Here is a 20,346-nt window from a genome sequence, read left to right as displayed (position 1 = left end):
CCCCGAAGAACCTTCCATCCGCAAAGCGCACTGCCCGAATCGTCTCGTACTACTAATTTCACTAGAGTTCAGCATGAGTGAACATTGGCGGGGAAGAAGGAGACGATGTGACGAGCAAGCGCGCCGACGTGTTCGGCGAAGACGGCGAGTTCGGCGAGCGGGCGGCGCTGGCGGCCGACGCCGAGGACTCGGCCTGCCGCCGCGAGGACTTCCTCCTCCCGCCCGCCCCCGCCTCCTGCCGATACCCCGAGGTCGCCTACTTCGCGGGCAACTCGCTCGGCCTCCAGCCCCGCGCCGTCCGCGCCGCGCTCTCCGCCGAGCTGGACGACTGGGCGCTGCACGCGGTCGAGGGGCACCACCGGGCGGCGCACCCCTGGCTGCCCTACCACGCCGAACTGCGCGAGGACGCCGCCGCGCTGGTGGGCGCGGCCCCGGAGGAGACCGTGGTGATGAACTCCCTCACGGTCAACCTGCACCTGATGATGGCCACCTTCTACCGCCCGGCGGGCGAGCGCACCCGCATCGTCATCGAGGACCACGCCTTCTCCTCGGACAGCTACGCGGTGCGCAGCCAGGCGGTCCACCACGGCCTCGACCCCGACGAGACGGTGGTCCGGCTGCGCCCCCGCCCCGGCGAGGACTGCCTGCGCACCGAGGACATCGTGGACTACCTGGCCCGCGAGGGACACCGGGTGGCGCTCGTGCTCCTCGGCGGGGTCAACTACCTGACCGGAGAGTTCCTCGACATCCCCGCCGTCACCGCCGCCGGGCACGCGGCCGGATGCGTCGTCGGCTGGGACCTCGCGCACGCCGCGGGGAACGTGCCGCTCGCGCTGCACGACTGGGACGTGGACTTCGCGGCCTGGTGCTCGTACAAGTACCTCAACGCCGGTCCCGGCGCCGTCGCGGGCTGCTTCGTGCACCGGCGCCACGTGACCGACCCCGAACTGCCCCGGCTGGCCGGGTGGTGGAGCACCGAGCAGGCGACCCGCTTCGAGATGCGGCCCGAACTCGTCCCCGTCCCCACCGCCGACGCCTGGCAGATCTCCAACCCGCCGATCCTCGCCATGGCCCCGGTCAGGGTCTCGCTGCGGATGTTCGCCGAGACCGGGATGGCGGCGCTGAGGGAGCGGAGCCTGGCACTCACCGGCTACCTGGAGCGGCTGCTCACCGAGGTCGTCCGCGACCGCCCCCTGGAGATCGTCACGCCCGCCGACCCGGCCAGGCGTGGAGCGCAGCTCTCCCTGCGGGTGACCGGGGGCCCCGACACCGCTGACGCCGCCACCCTCGCCACCCGGCTGCACGAGGTGCACGGCGTCCTCGCCGACGTGCGGCGCCCGGACGTCATCCGGCTGGCCCCCGTGCCGATGTACTCCACGTTCCACGACTGCTGGCGGGCGGCCGCCGCGCTCGCCGAGGAGGTGAACCCGGCATGAGCTCCCGTGGCGAGGTCGCCGTGGTCGGCGCCGGACTGGTCGGCTGCCTGACGGCCTGCTACCTGGCCCGCCGAGGCTACGAGGTCACCCTGTACGAGCGCAGGCCCGACCCGCGCCAGGCCACTCCGGAGCGCGGGCGCTCGATCAACCTGGCGATCTCCGAGCGGGGGATCGACGCGCTGCGCAGGATCGGTCTGGACGAGGCGGTGCTGAAGGCCGCGCTGCCGATGCCGGGCCGGATGATGCACGCCCCGGACGGCACGCTCAGCTTCCAGCCGTACAGCGCGGGAGGGCAGCGGGCGATCAACTCCATCAGCCGCGCCGAGCTCAACCGCACGCTGCTGGAGGCGGCCCTCGCCATGCCCGGGGTCCGCGCCCTCTTCGAGCACCGGCTGACCGGGCTCGACGTCGACTCGGGGCGGATGGACTTCGACACGCCCGCGGGGCCGGTCACCCACGGCGCCCCGGTCGTGCTCGGCGCCGACGGGGCCTACAGCGCGGTACGCGGACGGCTGCAGCTGCTGCCCGGCTTCGACTTCAGCCAGGACTACCTCGACTACGGCTACAAGGAGCTGACGATCCCGGCGCGCGACGGCGGGTTCGCCCTTGACCCCGGCGCGCTGCACATCTGGCCGCGCGGCAGGGCCATGATGATCGCGCTGCCCAACCCGGACAGGTCCTTCACCTGCACGCTGTTCTGGCCCAAGTCGGGGCCCGGCAGCTTCGAGGAACTGGACACCGCGGAGCGGTTCGAGGAGTTCTTCGCCGCCCACTACGCCGACGCCCGCGCGCTCATGCCCGACCTCGCCGGAGACTACGCCCACAACCCGATCGGGCACCTGGTCACCGTGCGGGCCCGCCCATGGCAGGTGCGCGGCGCCGGCGCCGTGGTCGGTCTGCTCGGCGACGCCGCCCACGCCATCGTCCCCTTCTACGGCCAGGGCGCCAACTGCGGCTTCGAGGACTGCGTGGAGCTCGACCGCTGCCTGCAGGAGACCGGAGACGACTTCCCCGAGGCCCTCGCCCGGTACGGCGCCCGTCGCAAGGAACACGCCGACACCATCGCCGAACTCGCGCTCGCGAACTTCGTCGAGATGCGCGACAAGGTCGCCTCCCGGTCGTTCCTGCTACAGAAACGGGTCGAGCACGGCCTGGAACGGCTGCTGCCCGGCCGCTACACCTCGCGCTACGAGCTCGTCTCGTTCACCACCATGCCGTACGCCGAGATCCAGCCCCGCATCTCCCGCCAGCGCCGGGCGGTCGCCGCGGGGGCGCTCGGCGCGCTGGCCGCGGCCGCACTGGCGGCGTCGGCGATCCGCGCCCTACGCCGCCACTGACCGCGGCGGCGCGGGACGCGGACGGTCAGAACAATCGAGGGGTCACCACGGATACGACGGTGGTGACCCGGTCGGTGTCGTTGAACATGCTGTGCGGGACCGTCGACCTCAGATGGACGCTGTCGCCCGGATGCAACCGGTGCTCGACGCCGTCGACCTCGTACAGCAGCTCGCCCTCCAGCACGAAGGCGAACTCCTCCCCGGCGTGACCGTAGGAGTCCTCACGCTTGCCGCCGGGTGCGATGTGCACCAGCAGCGGTTCGAGCACCAGGTTCGGCCCCCTGGCCGAGAGCATGCGGTAGGTCTGCTGGCCCGAGATGTACTCGGTGGCGGCCGTCGCGGAGCGGGTGAGCGTGAAGTGGCTCGGCAGCGGGGAGACCGGCGGCTGCCTCTCCTCGGTCTCCTCCGGCGGCACGTCGTTGAAGAACTCCGCCACGCTCCGGTCGAGCGCGGTGGCCACGCTGTTGAGCGCGGTCAGGCCGATGGAGGAGATGCCCCGCTCGACCTGGGAGAGGAACCCGATTGAGAGCCCGGAGTGGGTGGCGAGACCACGCAGTGTCAGACCGCGCTCCTTGCGGAACTGCCGCATCCGGGCTCCGACGGCGTCTTGGCGGTCCGGCTCCTCACCGCCATGACGCTCCGATGTGCCCACCTACGGCTCCCTCCGTCAAGCGGCGCGGCCGCCTGTTCGCTCTAGCTAAACATATTTCATAGCAAGAGTCGTCCTTCGTCAAAAGGGAGGGGGAAATGGCAGACGGTTATGTGTACGACGGCGCGGTTTCAGTGGCTCCGCTTGAGCATCGCGTTCGCGAGCGCGTCGGCGGCATCGCCGAGCCGGCGGCCCACCGCGTCGAGTGGGCCGGGCGGGAGGTTGTTACGATCGGCCGGTGCCGAAGGAGGGGGGGCGGAGGGTGGGCGAGCGCCCGTACGTGCTGCTGAGCTGCGCGATGTCCGTCGACGGCTACATCGACGACCGCACGCCGCAACGGCTCCTGCTCTCCAACGACGAGGACCTCGACCGGGTCGACGCGGTCCGCGCCGGCTGCGACGCGATCCTGGTCGGGGCGGGAACCGTCCGCCGCGACGACCCCAGGCTCCTGGTCAGGTCGCCGGGGCGCCGGCGGGAGCGGGTCGCGCGCGGCCTGCCGCCGTCTCCCGCGAAGGTGACGCTGACCGCCACGGGGGACCTCGACCCGGCAGCCGCCTTCTTCACCGCCGGTGACGCGGAGAAGATCGTGTACGCCGCGGCACCGGCCCTGGCGAAACTCACCGGCCGCCTCGCGGGGGCCGCGGAGGTGGTCGACGCGGGAGAGCCGATCGATCTCGGCCGCGTCCTCGCCGACCTGTACGGGCGGGGGGTGCGCCGCCTGATGGTCGAGGGCGGCACCTCCGTCCACACGCGCTTCCTGCGCGAGGACCTCGCGGACGAGCTCCACCTCGTCGTCGCCCCGTTCTTCGTCGGGGACTCCGCCGCCCCGCGTTTCGTCCTGGACGGGGACTTTCCCCACGACCGCCACCGCAGAATGGACCTGGCGGAGGTCCGCAGGATGGGCGACGTCACCCTGCTGCGCTACCTGCTGGCCTGACACGCACCGTCTACCGGGGAGGTCCGGATGAACGACCGCGACTGGCTGGGGCTGGCGTGTGACCTGGCGAGGCTGTGCCCGCCCTCGGAGACGGCCTTCTCCGTCGGCGCCGTGATCGTCTCCGAGGACGGCGAGGAGATCTCCCGTGGATACTCGCGGGAGGGCGACCCCCACGTCCACGCGGAGGAGTCGGCGCTCGGCAAGATCTCCCCGGACGACCCCGGATTGACCGGGGCCACGGTCTACAGCAGCCTGGAGCCGTGCAGCGCGCGCAGGTCGCGTCCCAGGACCTGCACCCGGCTGATCCTGGACAGCGGTGTTCGGCGGGTGGTGCTGGCGTGGCGCGAGCCGCTGCTCTTCGTCGACTGCCACGGGGCCGAGGAACTCGCGGCGGCCGGGGTGACCGTGCTGGAGATCCCCGAGTTGGCGGACCGTGCCCGCGAGCCCAACGCCCATCTCCTCCCAGGTGCCCCTGAGATGCCCGGCACTCCTGAGACTCCCGGCGCTCCCGGCTGACCGGACCTCTCCCGCGCCCCGCCTCGGGGGACCTCGCCGTCGCCGCGACCCGCTCGCCACCCGACAGTGAGGGCGGGTAATCGGCAAGCCAGGCGTTCCCGGCCGGCTTCCCCGGCCCTCGTCGCGCGCGGGACCTCGCCGCGACCCGCTCGCCACCCGGCAACGAGGGCAGGTAATCCTCAAAATAATTACTTATAGTGATAAAAGCGATCAGTCGATGCTCTTAACTATGTCTATGTCCGATTTTTCGGTTTAAGGAGCGCCGCTCTCGGTAGTCACTAGATATCGAACGAGGGGTCCGGCTCCATGAGATTTCTTGGAAAAAACACGATATTTCGTGATTTAGCGGCCGTTCTGCCGGTGGCTGGCGTACCGCATTCAGGGTATGGCGGTGACCGGCGGTGACCGGCACCGTTCTCGTCGCCCGCCTGGACAACGCGGGCGACGTCCTGCTGGCGGGGCCTGCGATCCGCGCGGTGGCCGCAGGCGCGCGGGAGGTCGTGCTGCTGGCCGGCCCGCGAGGCCGGCCCGCGGGCGAGTTGCTGCCTGGGGTGTCGCGGGTGCTGGAGTGGCGCGCGCCGTGGATCGACCCCACCGCACCGCCGGCGACCGGCCCGCACGTTCTGAGACTGCTGCGGACCATCAGGGACACGGCCCCCGAGCAGGCACTGATCCTCACCTCGTTCCAGCAGTCCCCGCTGCCACTGGCACTTATCCTCCGGCTGGCGGGTACGCCGAGCATCGCCGCGATCTCCACCGACGACCCGGGCTCGCTGCTCGACGTACGGCACGTCGTCGACGAGGACGTGGACGTGCCGGAGAGCGAGCGGATGCTCGGACTGGCCAGGGCGGCGGGGTTCGAGCTCCCGCCGGGAGATCCGGGGGATCTCGCCGTACGGCACCCGCTGCCCGAGGTCGGCCACCTCACCGGGCCGCGGGGCTACGTGGTCGTGCACCCAGGTGCCTCGATCCCCGCCAGGGCGTGGCCCGCGGAGAGCTGGGCGCGCGCGGTTCGGGACCTCGTCCGCTCGGGCCGCAGGGTCGTCGTGACCGGTGGCCGGGAGGAGTGCGGGCTCACCGCGCGGATCGCCGCCGGCGCCGGGCTGCACGGCCTGTCGCCAGGCTCCGTCTTCGCGGGCGACTGGATGGGTGGCGGACTCGCCGGCCTGCGCGGCTGGAGGTTGGACGAATCGGCCTTCACCGCCGGCTGGGTCGACGGGACGTGCGCCGCGACGAGCGGCCGGAGCTGGAACGATCCCCCGGCCCCGTACGACGGGCGGCCGGGCGTGCAGGTGGGAAGGGCGGTCGTCGACCTGGGCGGCCGGACCACCTTTCCCGAGCTCGCCGCGGTGCTCGCCGGGGCGTGCGCCATGGTCGTCGCCGACACGGGGCCCGCCCACCTCGCGGCGGCGGTCGGCACGCCGGTCGTCAGCCTGTTCGCCCCCCTGGCCCCCGTCGGCCGCTGGGCGCCGTACGGCGTGCCGGTTGTGATCCTCGGCGACCAGCAGGCCCCCTGCCGGGTGACACCGGCGGGGACCTGCGCCGTCGCCGGTCACCCGTGCCTGTCGTCGGTGCCGGGCACGTGGGTCGTCGAGGCGGTCGACCGCCTGACGTCCATGAAGGAGGCGGTCACTTGAGAACCGCTCCGGCCTCCGTGAAGGAGGCGGTCGTGTGCCCCCTCCAGGTACCGGGACACGTGACTCTCCCCGAGACCCTCGGCGACGCCGGCGAGGGAGGGCGGGGTGTCCCCGCCGCCGCCGAGGCGGCGGCGGACCGGCCGGTCATGGTGGTGCTGCGCGGGCTGGGTCTCGGTGACCTGCTCACCGCGGTCCCCGCCCTGCGCGCCCTGCGCCGCTCCCATCCCGGCCATCGGATCGTGCTGGCCGCGCCCTCCGTGCTGGCGCCCCTGGTGCCGTTGATCGGCGGGGTGGACGAGGTGTGCGACGTGTCGGGGCCCGGTCACGTCCCGCCGCTCGGCCGGCGCGTCGACGTCGCCGTCAACCTGCACGGCGGCGGCCCGCACGGCATCGCCGCGCTCCACCGCACCGGCCCGGCCCGGCTGCTGACCCACTCCCACCCCGCCTTCCCCGGTGTGCGCGGACCGGCCTGGCAGGACGGTGTGCACGAGGTGCGACGCTGGTGCGACCTGCTCGCCTGGTACGGCATCACGGCCGATCCCGCCGACCTGGGGCTCCGGCGCCCCGGCTCCCGCGAGGAGGAGGCCCGGCCCGTCGTCATCCACCCCGGGGCCGGGTATCCGGCCAGGCGCTGGCCGCCGGAGCGGTTCGCGCTCGTGGCCGCGGAACTGCGGAGGAACGGGCACGAGGTCGTGGTCACCGGGAGCGCGAGGGAGCGGGACCTCGCCGAGCGGGTGGCCATGCTCGCCGGGCTGCCGCCTTCGTGCGTGCTCGCCGGGCGCACCGGGCTGTGCGAACTGGCCGCGCTGGTGGCGAGGGCCAGGCTGGTGGTCTGCGGGGACACCGGCGTGACCCATCTGGCGGCCGCGTTCGCCACTCCCTCCGTGGCGCTGTTCGGCCCCGTCGCGCCCGCCGTGTGGGGGCCTCCGCAGGCGGGACCGCACGTCGTCCTGTGGGCAGGGGGCCACGGAGACCCGCACGCCTACCGGCCCGATCCGGGTCTTCTGGAGATCGGCGTCAGGGACGTCCTCGGCGCCGCGGCGCGGCTGCTGGAGGCGGCACCCCGGGCGTGGCGCGGGTCAGGCCTGGCCGTGGGCGTCGGCGCGGACCAGGCGCAGGAAGGCCTTGAGCCCGGTGATGACCTCGTGGTTGTCGGTGAGACCGTCCACGGTGTCCTCGAAACGCCGGGCGAGCCCGGTGATCCGGCGTTCCAGGGCCTCGTCGCCGTTTCGCAGGTCGGCGCCGAGCGTTCCGACGTCGTCCCGGAGCTGCTCGGCTGACCTGGTCAGCGCGGTCACCTCGGTGGCCAGGTCGTCCACCCTGGCGACGAGCGAGACGATGTCCTCGCGGGGGTGGTGGGCCTCCCTCATCAGCGTGGTGACCCGCTCGCGCATGTGGGACAGGTAGGCGCCCGCCGGCCGGAAGCAGGTGCTCAGCAGGTAGAACCCGGCGAAGTAGTAGCCCACGAAGGCGCCGGACAGGTAGGTGATGACGGCCAGGAGCACCGCGGAGACGAGGTGGCCGCCGATGGCGAACCGGCGCATCCGCCCGGCGATCTCCAGCGCCTCGGCCTCGTGCCCCTCGGGCACCTCGATGCCGCGCTCCCTGGACACGTGGATCTCGTGGACCACCTGGCGCGCCCCGAAGTAGAGGTTCCACGGCAGGGTGAGGAGCACGATCAACCAGATGAGGCTGATCGCGCCGAGCCCGAGCGACAGGAACGTGGAGAGCGGGACGTCGGCGTACACGAGCAGCCACGCCGCGACCACCGTGCTGACGAGCGCGACCAGGAAAATCCACCATTTCATGACTTGAGTATTTCGAGGATCGTGGAGCCGGGGGAGGGCGCGTGCACTCAGCCGCGCCTGAGCACTCCTACTCGGATCCCGCGGTGTTCTGGACCGTACGCGGTCAGGCGGGGCTGACGGAGCGATCGACGCTGCCGGGGGCCAGCACGTGTTCGATGACCATGACGGCGGCGCCGATCACGCCCGCGCGGTCGCCCAGCTTGCTGGCGGTGATCGTCAGGTGCTGGGTGGCCAGCGGCAGCGACCGGCTGTAGATGACCTCGCGAAGACCCGCGAGCACCTGCTCCCCGGCCTCGGAGATGTCGCCGCCGACCACGATCACCGAGGGGTTGAAGAAGTTGACGATCGAGGCGAGCACGTCACCGACCTCGCGGCCCGCCTGCCGGATGAGCTGGACGGCCTGGGTGTTGCCGCCGCGCACCAGGCGGACCACGTCGCGGCTGTCCTCGGCCGTCACCCCGGCCGCGCACAGCCTGGCCGAGATGGCGGCGCCGCTGGCGACGGCCTCCAGGCAGCCGACGTTGCCGCAGCGGCAGACGATGTCGAGGGCCGAGGCCACCTGGATGTGGCCGATGTCGCCCGCCGCGCCCTGGGCGCCCCGGTGCAGGCGGCGGTCGCTGATGATGCCGCAGCCGATGCCGGTGCCGATCTTGACGAAGATGAGGTGGTCGGCCTCGGGGCGGGCGGCCCAGTGCTCGCCCAGCGCCATGATGTTCACGTCGTTGTCGACGAGGACGGGTGCGCCGAGGCGCGAGCCGAGCCATTCGGGGACGGGGAAACCGTCCCAGCCCGGCATTATCGGCGGGTTGACCGGGCGTCCCGAGCTGTGCTCGACCGGGCCGGGAAGGCCGACGCCGATGCCGCAGATCTCGTCCGGGCGGTGGCCGGTCTCGGCGAGCATCTCCTCGAAGGTGTGCTGGAGCCAGCCGAGCGTCTTCTCGGGGCCACGGTCTATCGGCGTCTCAGCGTCGGGCGTCCCCGCCCGTCGCGCCGGGTGTCCGCCCGAGGCGCCTGAAGAAGGCGGCCACCGCGTAGGGGTCGACGGGGTCGGTGAGCAGGTCCAGCATCTCCTGCCTCCGCTCCGGGGCGACCTTGAACGGATGGCCGAACACGTGCGGGCCCTCCCCGTCGCTCAGCAGCCGGGTCAGCATCAGGTCTCCCGGCAGCGCCTGCCCGGAGAGCAGCTCGTCGGCCAGCGTCACCCGCTCCCCGCCCCCGCCCCCGTCCCCTTCTCCGGCGGCGGCGGCCACGGTGATCTCGTTCCCGGAGACGTCGAGCACCTCCCACAGGCGCAGCGGTGTCCGCCGCCATGACTCCAGCAGCTCCAGCTCGTCGTCGCGCAGCCACTCGGAGCGCGCGTCCAGGAACTCGCCGACGACGTCGTTCTCGAACAGCGCCAGGTCGGCCAGGGCGGGCTCGGCCACCCGGACGCTCAGCGCGACCAGATCCTCGATCAGCCGCCTGCGGGCCGGACGGTAGGCGTACGCGAGCAGCTGCCGGTAGAGGTGCGCGGCGCGCTCGGGCAGCGAGGCGCCGGGGTCGGTGCGGCACGCGGCGTACTCGGCCGCGTCGCGCACGGCCGGAGCCAGTCCGGGGGAGAGGGAGAGCACCTCGGAGATCAGTCCGGACGCCTCGAACGAGCGGCCCTCGCCCTCGGCCGACCTGGCGATCAGCAGCAGCGCGGCCGGTTCGGCGCGGGGCAGTGCCTCGACCGGTGCCGGGCCGAGCGGCTCGCGCTCCACCTCGTCGGCGATCCTCGCGAGCACCGTCTCGGAGCGGGACAGGTAGGTGACGGCCTTGGAGAGGTCGGCACCCTCGCCGTAGGTGCGCAGCGCGCTGCGCACCAGGGCCAGCCTGATGATGTCCAGAGGCGCCAGGTCGGCGACCGACGCCGTGTCCCACGGCGCGCCCACGATGCCCACGCGGCCGTCCCGCACCTCCAGCGAGGCGTTGCTCAGCAGCGGGGCCAGCGGCGGCAGCGGGTCGGCGAAGGTCTCGGGGGCCTTCATCAGCAGCTCCAGGACCACGACGTCGACCGGCACGCCGGGACTGGGTTCCAGCCCCTCGGCGAAGGCGCGCAGCGCGTCGAGCGCCTGCTCCCCGAACTCCTGGGCGACCCGCATCACCCGCTCCGCCGGAACGTCGTCGAGTTCGACGGCCGAGAGCTCCAGGACGCCGTCGCGCAGGCGCAGCGCGATCACCTGCTCGGGCTCCAGCCCGGCCAGCCAGCCGTCGGGTCCGGTCAGGGCGGGCTCTCCGGTGTCGAGGGAGGTCAGCACCCGGCCGCCCCCGGCCAGCGGCACCCCGTCGCCGTCGGCCAGCCGAGCCCACAGCCGCAGGTCGTCGGAGGCCGGCAGCACCCCGCTCGTCAGCTCGGCCCGGGTGACGAGATGCGTCAGCACCGCGCCCTCGCTCAGCCGCAGAAGGTCGCTCATCACCCCATTGTTCTCGACGTCCGGGCATGGCGACGCCGCCCTCCCCTCCACGAGGTCGCACAGGCCCGTGGAGGGGAGGACGGCGGGGGCGGCGGACCGGCTTGGTCTCGGGACACCTCCCCGGGGTCCGCTCGGGATGTGTGAGCCCCGGGGCTCACACATCCCCGGTGTGTTCCCGGCCGGACTCGATCGAGTCCGGCCGGGCAGAGCCTTACGGCCTGGTCAGGCCGAGGGTGTAGGAGCCGGAGCCGCTGTAGGCGTACACCCGTACGCGGTAGGTGCCTGCGGTGTCGCTGTAGGTGAAGGCCTCATCGGGGTTGGGGGAGGTCCCGCTGGCCACGGTCGTCCAGGACGTCAGATCCGCTGATAATGGCACCGGTCAGGGCTCGGAGACACCGCGCCGGGCGTCCCGGGAGGCGATGAGCCTTTCCAGTCGTGCTGTCAGGGAGGGCGCGCTCGGACGATTGTCGATCTCGTCGTGTGGCACGACGGGTGGTTCGTCCACCCTGATGGCCCGCAGGTAGTCCTCGAAGCGGCCGAGCTTGCCCGCGTCCCTGGCGAGCCCCCTGGCCTCCAGCCGGGAGCGCAGCGCCGCACTGTCCGAGCGGACCCAGAGGAGGTGTACGGGCGGCCCGCCCAGTCGCCCGACCCAGCGTTCCCAAACCGTCGCGTCGTGTACCTGGGTGGTGAAGGGGCCTTCCAGCATCACCGGGCAGCCGTGCGAGCGGATCTGCCTGGCGACCTCGGTCAGCCCGTCGTATTCGTACCTCTTGATGTGCTGGTCGTACCAGGGCCCCTCACGTTCCCCGTCGTCGCGGCCGTGGGCGCGGAGGGTGGCGGCGACGAAGCCGCCGTAGACGGTGTCCTTGTCGAGCAGCGCGGGAGGTGGGTCGAGCAGCGCCAGCAGCGCCGCCGCGACCGTCGACTTCCCCGCTCCCGGGGGCCCGCTCACCACCCAGAGCGGCGCCGCTTCGTCCGCGCCCACGTCGTTCTCAGCCCTTCCAGGCTCTGGCCACGCGCTCCGTGACGGCGGGAGCCTGGGCGAGGCCGGCATGGAAGGCGGGGCGCCACAGGGCGGGATCGAGGACGTTGACGCCGAACACGGCGACCGGCGCCTCGTCGGGGACGATGTGGGCGACCGCGGCGTCCCCCAGCTCCCCCAGCTCGGCCGGCTCGGCCTCGAAACGCGCCCTCGGCGAGACGTGCGCCAGCGGTTCCAGGATGATCACGGCCGGGCTGCCCGCCGCCAGGTCGGCGTTCCCCGCCTCCCAGGCGATGCCCGCCACACCTCCGCCACCCAGCATCAGTGTTCTTGTCATGTGGCCTATTCTTACCCGAACATCCCTCTGGAGCCGAGGGGAGGGCGGGCGCCGTCCCTGGAGTGGGCGGGCGCCGTCTCTGGAGTGGGCGGGCGCCGTCTCTGGAGTGGGCGGGCGCCGTCTCTGGAGTGGGCGGGCGCCGCCTCCGTGAACGTCATGCTCCCGCCCGGCAACCTCAATGTAGGTTGAGGTCAAGGTAGACTGCCGCATGCTCAACAATCCGGAGATAACCGTCGGCCAGCTCTCCTCGCGCAGTGGGGTCGCGGTCTCCGCACTGCACTTCTACGAGTCCAAGGGACTGATCCGCAGCCGCCGCACCGCGGGCAACCAGCGCCGCTTCTCCCGTGACACGCTGCGCAGGATCGCCTTCATCCGGGTCTCCCAGCGTGTCGGGATCCCGCTTCGGACGATCCAGGAGGCGCTGTCCGCCCTCCCCGACGGGCGGACCCCCACCAGGGAGGACTGGGCGAGACTCTCGGGGATGTGGCAGGACGAGCTTGACGACCGCATCAGGCAGCTCGAACGTCTCCGGCATGGGCTGACCGAGTGCATCGCCTGTGGCTGCCTCTCGCTGGACCGCTGCGCGCTGGCCAACCCCGACGACGTGGCCGCGGCGAGAGGGCCGGGCTCGCGTCTGATGATCGCTCCCCGCCGGGAGTGCGCCACCGGCTGCGAGCCGGAGTAGATCCGGGCTCCGGTGCAGAACCACGGGGCACCGGAAGTCGGTACGGCCCCGCCCATGCCCCGGACGGGCGTGGGCGGGGCCGTACCGCTTCCGCCGTTCCGGTGGGCGATTCACGGTGTAAGCGTTACCTGTCGTCCTATACGTTGTTTGCGGATATACCCAGCGAAGGCATCTCGGTCCGGGCATTTCGGCTGAGCCAGAGCCGCAGAGTCTCCGCCTGAAGGACCTGGTGGTCTCCGCCTTCAGGATGAAGTGAGGCGTCAGCGGGGACGGAGCCGCCTGGCAGACCTTATTGTGAGAGAAATCGACCGTCCGGGGGAGAGCATGGCGATCTCAGACGGGTTGCGCGACCCTCAGGACGGGATCGGGCGCCCATCGGAAACCGGTGGCGCCGACGCTCCGAACGAGATCGGCGACGCCGACGCGCTGAAGGATGAGGCCGCCGAGAGGTCCGGCATCCACGGCTGGCTCGACGGGATCAGGTCCACCCGCGCGGGACGTCTCACCCTGAAGATCGTCATCGGTGCCATCGGCGCCGTGCTGGTCATCGGCGGCCTCGTCATGGTGCCCTTCCCCGGTCCCGGCTGGCTGGTCGTCTTCGCGGGGCTGGCGGTGCTGGCCACCGAGTTCCACTGGGCACACCGGCTGCTGGAGTTCGGCAAGCGGACCCTGTCCGCATGGACGGCCTGGATGGGCCGCCAGGGCTGGAGCGTCAAGGTCCTGGTCGTGTTCGTCGCCGCGGTGACCGCCACCGCCATCGTCTACTACGGCCTCAAGCTCAGCCTCGACCTCGACCTGATCATCGAGGCTCAGAAGCTCCTCACCCGATAGCACGCCCGGCTCCGACGCCGGGCGGCACCGGACCCCGCTCGTGCGCACAAGCCCGGCGGGCGACCGGCGACGAAGCGGGAAGACCGATCCGTGAGGGTCGGGGCCACCGGCTTCAGCCGTACGGAGAGCCACCCCGAAAGCCCTTGTCCCGAACCTGCCCGGCTCCGATGCCTGGTCTGACGGCGGCGACGGCGCCGCTCTGACCGGCGATGACACGGTATGTACGGGAAGCGAGATCGGCGCTCCCGGGAGTTTTACCCGGACTCGGTCACCTCGTTATCTTCCAAGGATGTGACTCTCCGTAGTGTCGCCACGTCCGATCCGCAGGGACGGGTCGGCAGAGACGAATAAGGAGAGTGACGTTCGATGCGCGCCCTGTCCTCGATGTTGGTCCTGGCGGCCGCCGGAGCCGTCGCCCTGACCGGCACCCCCGCCCACGCCGATGACGTCAACCTGTCCGCGAGGGTGCAGCCCGGCGAGGAGGTCTTCCTCACGCCCGAGCTCGTCCCCGGGAACCAGTACAACGGGAACGTGCTGGTCAAGCTGGACAACAACAGCGTTCCCGTCAAGGTCAAGGTCAGCAACTGCCGCGGCCGGTACATCGGGACGGTGCCGATCGCCGCCAACGACCATGCCCCGTACGTCGCCGCCAGCACCCCCCAGCCCGCCCAGTGCATCCGCTACCGGGTGAAGAACGTGGGCGACACGCCGGCTGCCATCACGGGCACCGGTTACTTCTAACCCGACCGGAATAAGCGGAGCGGGAGCGCCCTGGAGGGCGTTCCCGCTCCGTTTTGCTTGTTACGAGGGTGAGTGGGAGCACCGGGGAAAACGTCTGCTCCGGCCGGCAGAGGGTCTCCTGACATCGGAGTGGCGTCCGAGGTCAGGAGGAGCCCCCGGGCCTTGCCCGTGTCGTCGAACAGCCGCAGGCGGACATCCCCCGGAGTTCACCGAGGCCCTCCGCTCCTACCTGAGTTCGCCGAGGCCCTCCGCCCCTACCTGAACGTCCTGGATGTGGCTGTTCTGCCGGGCTGTGATGAGGATGGTGTGATGTCGATGCAGCCGCGTCCGTGGCCTGAGATCCCGGAGATGACGGCGCGGGTGCCCTCTCTGCCAGACTGCTGGGAGAAACAGATGTATGACTCCTTTTACTATGAAGCAGGGCGCCGTTTTAACAGGGCAAAACAGCGCCAAACCAACCTGAGTCCGCCCGAATCCTGCGCGTTGACGCGTGCCTGATCATGAGGATGCATAGGGTGATCACGTGCCTGCCACGCTGAGTGCCACGAAGACCCGGGCCGCACTGCGCACCTCGGCGCGCATCTCCGCGGAGATGCTGCTGGTCCTGCTGATGAGCGCGGTGGTCCTGTGGATCATGGGCCAAATGTGGTCCGTGGTCTGGCCGCTCGTGGTCGCCCTGCTGCTCACCACGCTGACCTGGCCGGTGACCCGTCTCCTGCGCCGGTACGGCTGGCCTCCCGCCCTGGCCGCGTCGGCCGTGACCCTGCTGTTCCTCCTGGTCGCCGCGGGCATCGTGGTGCTGATCGTCGTGCCCGTCACGTCACAGTCCGGAGCGCTGGCCACCGGCGTGGTCGACGGCATCAAGCAGGTGCGCGAATGGGCCGCCGGGCCGCCGCTGAACATCGGCAACGAGCAGGTCACCAGCGTGCTCGACAGCGCGATCGCCCGCATCCAGGACAGCGTCGGCAGCATCGTCACCGCCACCGTGACCGGGGTGGGCGCCGTCGCCAACGGCTTGATCACCACCGTCCTCGCGGTCTTCCTGATGTTCTTCTTCCTCAAGGACGGCCCGCGGTTCCTGCCGTGGCTGACCAGCCAGCTCCCCGGCCGCCTCGCCGTGGACGTGCCGACCGTGGCCGCACGCGGCTGGGACACCCTCGGCGCGTTTGTCCGCTCCCAGGCGTTCGTCGGCCTGCTCGATGCCGTCTTCATCGGCCTCGGCCTGTGGATCGTGGGTGTGCCGCTGGTGCTCCCGCTGGCGGTCCTGACCTTCGTGACGGCGTTCGTGCCCATCGTCGGCGCCCTGTTCGCCGGCCTCGTCGCCGTGCTCATCACGTTGGTGTCGAACGGCCCGACGGACGCGCTGATCGTGCTGGCCATCATCGTCGCGGTCCAGCAGCTGGAGGGCAACGTGTTCCAGCCGATGGTGCAGAGCCGTGGCCTGGGCCTGCACGCGGGGGTGATCCTGCTCGCGGTGACGCTGGGCGGCAGTCTGGCCGGCATCGTGGGCAGCCTGCTCGCCGTACCGGTCGCCGCCCTGATCGCCGTGGTCTGGAACTACCTGCGCGAACAGCTCAGCGACCCGCCCTGGGAGCCCGAGACCGACGCGGCCGTACCGCCCCGGGGGCCCGAGACCGACGCGGCCGTACCGCCCCGGGGGCCCGAGACCGACGCGGCCGTACCGCCCCGGGGGCCCGAGACCGACGCGGCCGTACCGGCGCAGGAGCCCGCCTGATTCAAGGGCCGTCTCATTTTCTCACGTCCGTCACGGTTGACCATGTGCGTGCTGATCCTCTCGGTTAACGCATTGCGGTCACTCGCCGAGGCCACGAGATCCTGTGTATCCACCCGCAGACCGTCCGCCACCGCCTCCGCCAGGCCACCGAACTCTTCGCCGACCGGCTCGGCACCTCCGGCGACCGCTTCGAGCCGGAAATCGTCCTCCGCGTCCGCGTCGCCGGCCTCCGTACGGGACTGACACGGTTTCATCCTCAGGGCAGCCAGAGGTCGGGGCCGAGGTGTTTCAGGCTTTCCCGGCTTTCCCGGTGATTGGGTAACGCCCGCTCGACGATCCGCCAGAACTCCGCGGAGTGGTCCGGTCGCTTCAGATGAGCCAGCTCATGCACCAGCACGTAGTCGACCAGGTCCGGGGTGAGCTGCATGGCGGCCCAGTGGATGTTGACGTGGCCCGTGTGGGAACAGGAACCCCAGCGGTAGCCGAGAGGGAGCACCCGGAGCCCGGCGACCGTGACTCCCAGTGCCTCCGCCCAGGGCACCACGCGCTTGAGCAACCAGGGTTCGCCCACCCGGCGGTACCAGCGGACGATGTGCCCGGCCGGATCGTCCAGGCAGTCACGCCGGAGCTCAAGCCTGCCCCGGAGCAGCCGCACGGGCATCGGCGCGGAGTGGACAAGCAGAAGCCGGTAGCCGCGCCCCAGGTAGAGAAAACCCTCACCGCTCAGATAGGCGTGGGGCGGACGCGCCGGGCCGAGCGCGGCGCGTTCGGCCAGTTTGCCGTAGAGCCAGCGCCGGCGTGATCGTACGATCCTGGCGAGCTCGTCCGGCCCGATCCGAGGTGGGACCGTCGCGGTCACCGAGGCGTCACGTTCCACGGTGAGCCGCACGCTCCTCCGCCGGGAACTGATCTCGACGGCGATGTCGAGATCGTCGACGCGGAACGTCCCTGGAAAGTCACTCACGTCGGGAAGCCTGTCACGGTCGGCCGATGCGGTCGCGGTTGGCACGGATCACCTCGAAGATCCGTGAACCGAGGTCGGCGGCGCCGTCGGGCGGGCAGATGTCCTTGATCACCAGCATGACCGCGATCCGCTTGGTGAGGGCGGTCTGGTCCACCGTCTTGCGCCAGAAGTCGCGACGGCTCGTCTCCTCGGCGGCCAGACGGCGAAGGTCACGGGCGATGCCGGCCACCCGCTCGCCGAGATCCGGATCGGCCAGGCCGTCGCTCGCCCTCTCCGCGAGCAGCACCCCGTACAGCGCGCTCTCCACCGGGCTGAGGTCGTGTGGACGAGGGCTCCGGTCGTCGCGTAGCTCGGAGACCAGCTCGCCCAGCGCCAGGACCTGCTGCTCCCAGTTCTCCCGGTAGTCGGCGAGGATCTCCTCCAGCCGCTCGCTGAGCCGCCTGTAGCGGGCGGGATCCTCGTCGAAGTGGACGGTGACGTGGTGGCGGACGGCGTGCTCCATCTCCGATGCCTTCGCCCGAGGACCGGCCAGGGCGGCGACCTTCTCGCCGAAGTCGGCGGCGGTCAGGGAGACGGGAGGGAGGAGCTGCTCGACGCCGAGAGACTCCAGGTGCCGGTCGATCAACTCCCGGACCTTCGCGCCGTACAGGCTCGGGTCGAACTCGTCGTCGATCCGGTAGCGGCGCCGGGCGCGCAGCTTGATCTCGGCGAACAGCCGGGCGTCCTCGATGTACGGCTTGGCCTCGGGGGCGGGCATCACGCTGTTGAGCGTGGTCAGGAACCGGCCGAGCTCGACCTCGAACCGGTCACGCAGCCGTGGGTCCTCCAGCACCGCCACACACTCCTCGATCACCGCCTCCCCGCCCTCCGGGCGCACGCCGCGACCGGTGAACAGCAGCCGCAGCCGCCGGGCCTGCGGGCCGAGCTTGGCGATCTCGTCGCGGATGTCCTTCAGCACGGCCTCGACGTCGACCTCGTCGTACGCGGCCAGGGCCTCCTTCAGATGGGCGCCGACACCGTGGTAGTCGACCACGTAACCGCAGCTCTTGCCCGGCGCCGTCCGGTTGACCCGGGCGACGGCCTGCAACAGCCCGGCGTCCCTGAGCGACCGGTCCAGATACATGACCTGCTCGACGGGGGCGTCGAAGCCGGTCAGCAGCATCGCGTTCACGATGACGAACGCCACCGGCGGCAGCCCGCCGCCGAAGGGCGAGGTGAAGGCCGCGATCGCCGCCCTGTGTCCGACCGGATTCGTCCACGGGCTGAGCTCGGCCTCGTTCTCCGCCGCTCCGGGGGAGATGATCGGGACGAACTCCATCTCCCTGATCAGCTTCAGGTGCTCGCGGGCCCGGACCAGGAACGCGGTGCGCCGGTCACGGATGCCCTCCGGGTCGGTGTCCGCCAGGTGTGGCGGCACTGCCTCGATCTGGGTGACGAGCTCCCGCCGTGCCGTCTCCAGGGCCTCGCGGTAACGCACGGTCGCAGTCCGATCCTCCGCCACCAGCTGCGCCTTGAACCCGTCGGGTAACACCGTGCCGACGTAGTGCCGCAGCATGCTCCGTGCCTTGTCGGCGATCAGCCGCTCGGCCCCCATGACGTCGGCCCTGGTGGCGTGGCGCCGCTGCACCTCCTCACGCTGCTCGTCGGTGAGGTCGAACATGTCCTCGAAGACCTCGTCGAGGTCACGGCCGTCGCGGACCGCGCCCGTGACCGTGTGCCCCTCGTAGAAGATCGGCACGATCACGCCGTCCTCCTCGGCGTCCCGCAGGAGATAGCGGTCGATGAACCGGACGAAGGTCTTCATGGTGGTCTGGCGGGCCTTGGTCTCCTTCACGATCGGCGTGCCGGTGAAGCCGATCCGCGCGCAGTTGGGCAGTGCGGCCATGAGGTTGGTGTGCAGCGCCGACCCGTGCGAGCGGTGCGCCTCGTCGACCAGGACCACGATCGACTCGTCGGAGTTGAGCAGGCCGAGTGAAGGCGGCCTGCTTTCGGTGAGCACGCCTCGCTCACGGGCCGCCTTGCGCGCCTCCAGATCGTGCTGCTTCTGGATCATCACGAAGACGATCCCCGGACCTCGCGCACTCAACAGCCGCTTGGCGGCCTTCACGGTCCTCGCGGTTTTGATCTCCTCGCCGGTCAGCTCCATCGTCCGGGCGAGCTGGGTCTGGAGCTGCTCCCGATCGGTGATCACGACGACCTTGGTGTCCTCAAGACCGGGGGTGGTGCGCAGCTTGCGGACCAGGAATGTCATCGTCAGGCTCTTGCCGGAGCCCTGGGTGTGCCAGATGATGCCGCCACGCTCGTCACGCTCGCCGTTCTGCGGCTTGGTCTGCCCGGTCAGCAGGCCCGCGACGGTCTTGCCCACCGCGCGGAACTGCTGGTAACGCGGCGCGGCCTTGACGGTCTTCCCGGCCTCGTCCGTCTTGAAGGTGACATAGTTGCGCACGACGTCCAGCAGCCGGTGCGGGTGCAGCAGGGCGGCGGCGAGGATCTCCTGAGGGCGGGGTGTCTTCCCGGCCAGGTCGGCTTTCAAGGCCTCCCGCGTCACCGGGTAGGGGTCGCGCCAGGGTACGTAGTGCTCGGGCTCGGCGGTGAAGGTGCCGAGCCTGGCGTCCTCGCCGGAGGCCGCCACGGTGAGCTGCACGGTGTGGAACAGGCCGGGGTGACCCTTTCCCACGTTGTCCGCGCCGCGCTCGGCATAGCGCCTGAGCTGGCCCACCGCCGTGAGCGTGGCGTCACCGCCCGGCTTCTTGCACTCGACGACCACGAGCGGGATGCCGTTCACGAACAGCACCAGGTCGGGGATGATCCACCGCCTTGCCTGGGTGCCGGGTACGTCGAGCCGGAACTGCGAGACCACGGTGAAGTCGTTGCGCTCCGGCTCGGCCCAGTCGATGTAGCGCACCGGCCGCTCACGCTCGCTCCGCCACTCCGGGAGTCCGTCCGACGTCGTGCCCGCGATCAGCAGCCCGGTCGCCCGCATGCTGGCCTCCAGCAGGCTGGGCGCCGTGATCCGGGTCAGCTCCCCGGCGGCGGTGGACACCCGCCGGTCGTCCAGCCACAGTCCGTTGTCGGGGCCGGGGTTGAGCTCGCGGAGCGCCCCGCGGAGCCGGTCGAGGAGGAAGACCTCCGCGAAGGACGACCTGTCGCTCGCCGAGGGGTCGCGGGCGACTGCCGATCCCGCCGCTCCGTCCAGATGCCTCCAGCCCATGGAGACCAGTTGCCTGATGAGGGGCTCCTCCGACTGCGTGAACTCCGGCCCTGCCACCTGGTCCACCCCTTCCCGGATCAGCGGCCCACATTAGTCAGGTCCGCT

17 protein-coding genes and 1 pseudogene are annotated in these 20,346 nt (G+C 71.3%); 10 read left to right on the top strand and 8 right to left on the bottom strand.

Going from position 1 to position 20,346, the window contains the following annotated elements:
- The first annotated feature begins 107 nt into the window (after positions 1 to 107).
- A complete protein-coding gene (gene kynU, locus OIE13_RS19265) occupies positions 108 to 1,436 on the top strand; it encodes a kynureninase (protein WP_326637853.1) in 1,329 nt (442 codons plus the stop codon).
- A pseudogene (locus OIE13_RS19260) lies at positions 1,367 to 2,773 on the top strand (FAD-dependent oxidoreductase); the annotation flags it as partial. The gene kynU and the pseudogene OIE13_RS19260, both read left to right, overlap by 70 nt.
- Before the next feature lie 25 nt (positions 2,774 to 2,798).
- Here the strand turns inward: OIE13_RS19260 and OIE13_RS19255 are convergent.
- Positions 2,799 to 3,425 (bottom strand): helix-turn-helix domain-containing protein, encoded by a 627-nt coding sequence (locus tag OIE13_RS19255; protein WP_326637855.1) that lies wholly within the window; start codon positions 3,423 to 3,425, stop codon positions 2,799 to 2,801.
- Between the two features lie 235 nt (positions 3,426 to 3,660).
- Between OIE13_RS19255 and OIE13_RS19250 the strand changes: the two genes are divergently transcribed.
- From OIE13_RS19250 to OIE13_RS19235, 4 genes are all read left to right on the top strand, one after another.
- Complete coding sequence (locus tag OIE13_RS19250; protein WP_326828485.1) at positions 3,661 to 4,359, top strand: RibD family protein; 699 nt, start codon at positions 3,661 to 3,663, stop codon at positions 4,357 to 4,359.
- 27 nt (positions 4,360 to 4,386) lie between these two features.
- Positions 4,387 to 4,875: a dCMP deaminase gene (locus OIE13_RS19245; protein ID WP_326637858.1), complete on the top strand. Its 489-nt coding sequence runs from the start codon at positions 4,387 to 4,389 to the stop codon at positions 4,873 to 4,875.
- A 401-nt stretch (positions 4,876 to 5,276) separates the two neighbouring features.
- Positions 5,277 to 6,512: a glycosyltransferase family 9 protein gene (locus OIE13_RS19240; RefSeq protein ID WP_326637860.1), complete on the top strand. Its 1,236-nt coding sequence runs from the start codon at positions 5,277 to 5,279 to the stop codon at positions 6,510 to 6,512.
- Positions 6,509 to 7,792, top strand: coding sequence for a glycosyltransferase family 9 protein (locus OIE13_RS19235; protein WP_326637863.1), 1,284 nt, complete (start codon positions 6,509 to 6,511; stop codon positions 7,790 to 7,792). Before OIE13_RS19240 ends, OIE13_RS19235 begins: the two co-directional genes overlap by 4 nt.
- A 631-nt stretch (positions 7,793 to 8,423) precedes the next feature.
- Here OIE13_RS19235 and OIE13_RS19230 read toward each other — a convergent pair.
- From OIE13_RS19230 to OIE13_RS19210, 5 genes are all read right to left on the bottom strand, one after another.
- Positions 8,424 to 9,221 carry an ROK family protein gene (locus OIE13_RS19230; protein ID WP_442811540.1) on the bottom strand — a complete coding sequence of 266 codons (798 nt, stop codon included), beginning with the start codon at positions 9,219 to 9,221 and terminating at the stop codon, positions 8,424 to 8,426.
- A gap of 61 nt (positions 9,222 to 9,282) precedes the next feature.
- Positions 9,283 to 10,755, bottom strand: coding sequence for a hypothetical protein (locus tag OIE13_RS19225; protein WP_326637865.1), 1,473 nt, complete (start codon positions 10,753 to 10,755; stop codon positions 9,283 to 9,285).
- 211 nt (positions 10,756 to 10,966) lie between these two features.
- Positions 10,967 to 11,095 carry a hypothetical protein gene (locus OIE13_RS19220; RefSeq protein WP_326828484.1) on the bottom strand — a complete coding sequence of 43 codons (129 nt, stop codon included), beginning with the start codon at positions 11,093 to 11,095 and terminating at the stop codon, positions 10,967 to 10,969.
- 39 nt (positions 11,096 to 11,134) lie between these two features.
- Complete coding sequence (locus OIE13_RS19215) at positions 11,135 to 11,740, bottom strand: AAA family ATPase (RefSeq protein ID WP_326637869.1); 606 nt, start codon at positions 11,738 to 11,740, stop codon at positions 11,135 to 11,137.
- A gap of 7 nt (positions 11,741 to 11,747) precedes the next feature.
- Entirely contained in the window at positions 11,748 to 12,074 is a 327-nt protein-coding gene (locus OIE13_RS19210; RefSeq protein WP_326637870.1) for a hypothetical protein, read from the bottom strand.
- A 208-nt stretch (positions 12,075 to 12,282) separates the two neighbouring features.
- On the opposite strand from OIE13_RS19210, the gene soxR reads away from it, so the two are divergent.
- The 4 genes from soxR to OIE13_RS19190 all read left to right on the top strand — a co-directional run bounded on the left by soxR (position 12,283) and on the right by OIE13_RS19190 (position 16,066).
- A complete protein-coding gene (gene soxR / locus OIE13_RS19205) occupies positions 12,283 to 12,759 on the top strand; it encodes a redox-sensitive transcriptional activator SoxR (protein ID WP_326637871.1) in 477 nt (158 codons plus the stop codon).
- A 324-nt stretch (positions 12,760 to 13,083) separates the two neighbouring features.
- Positions 13,084 to 13,590: a TIGR02611 family protein gene (locus tag OIE13_RS19200; RefSeq protein ID WP_326637873.1), complete on the top strand. Its 507-nt coding sequence runs from the start codon at positions 13,084 to 13,086 to the stop codon at positions 13,588 to 13,590.
- Between the two features lie 366 nt (positions 13,591 to 13,956).
- Complete coding sequence (locus OIE13_RS19195) at positions 13,957 to 14,331, top strand: hypothetical protein (protein WP_326637875.1); 375 nt, start codon at positions 13,957 to 13,959, stop codon at positions 14,329 to 14,331.
- A gap of 523 nt (positions 14,332 to 14,854) precedes the next feature.
- Positions 14,855 to 16,066 (top strand): AI-2E family transporter, encoded by a 1,212-nt coding sequence (locus OIE13_RS19190; protein WP_326828483.1) that lies wholly within the window; start codon positions 14,855 to 14,857, stop codon positions 16,064 to 16,066.
- A 256-nt stretch (positions 16,067 to 16,322) separates the two neighbouring features.
- On the opposite strand, the gene OIE13_RS19185 is transcribed toward OIE13_RS19190, so the two are convergent.
- Together OIE13_RS19185 and OIE13_RS19180 are read right to left on the bottom strand one after the other, a co-directional pair.
- The gene (locus tag OIE13_RS19185) at positions 16,323 to 17,030 is read right to left on the bottom strand and encodes a M48 family metallopeptidase (protein WP_326828482.1); all 708 of its coding nucleotides are present in this window, start codon (positions 17,028 to 17,030) and stop codon (positions 16,323 to 16,325) included.
- Positions 17,031 to 17,043: 13 nt separating this feature from the next.
- Entirely contained in the window at positions 17,044 to 20,298 is a 3,255-nt protein-coding gene (locus OIE13_RS19180; RefSeq protein ID WP_326828481.1) for a type I restriction endonuclease subunit R, read from the bottom strand.
- Positions 20,299 to 20,346: the final 48 nt, after the last annotated feature.

The organism is Streptosporangium sp. NBC_01810, assembly GCF_035917355.1.
Taxonomy (GTDB): domain Bacteria; phylum Actinomycetota; class Actinomycetes; order Streptosporangiales; family Streptosporangiaceae; genus Streptosporangium.
This window is presented reverse-complemented; position numbering and strand designations above follow the sequence as displayed.

Excerpts from the sequence above, each read along its gene's own strand:
- OIE13_RS19245 (WP_326637858.1), top strand. The coding sequence starts at position 4,387 with ATGAACGACCGCGACTGGCTGGGGCTGGCGTGTGACCTGGCGAGGCTG.
- OIE13_RS19230 (WP_442811540.1), bottom strand. The coding sequence starts at position 9,221 with ATGCTCGCCGAGACCGGCCACCGCCCGGACGAGATCTGCGGCATCGGC.
- OIE13_RS19225 (WP_326637865.1), bottom strand. The coding sequence starts at position 10,755 with ATGAGCGACCTTCTGCGGCTGAGCGAGGGCGCGGTGCTGACGCATCTC.
- OIE13_RS19210 (WP_326637870.1), bottom strand. The coding sequence starts at position 12,074 with ATGACAAGAACACTGATGCTGGGTGGCGGAGGTGTGGCGGGCATCGCC.
- soxR (WP_326637871.1), top strand. The coding sequence starts at position 12,283 with ATGCTCAACAATCCGGAGATAACCGTCGGCCAGCTCTCCTCGCGCAGT.
- OIE13_RS19200 (WP_326637873.1), top strand. The coding sequence starts at position 13,084 with ATGGCGATCTCAGACGGGTTGCGCGACCCTCAGGACGGGATCGGGCGC.
- OIE13_RS19195 (WP_326637875.1), top strand. The coding sequence starts at position 13,957 with ATGCGCGCCCTGTCCTCGATGTTGGTCCTGGCGGCCGCCGGAGCCGTC.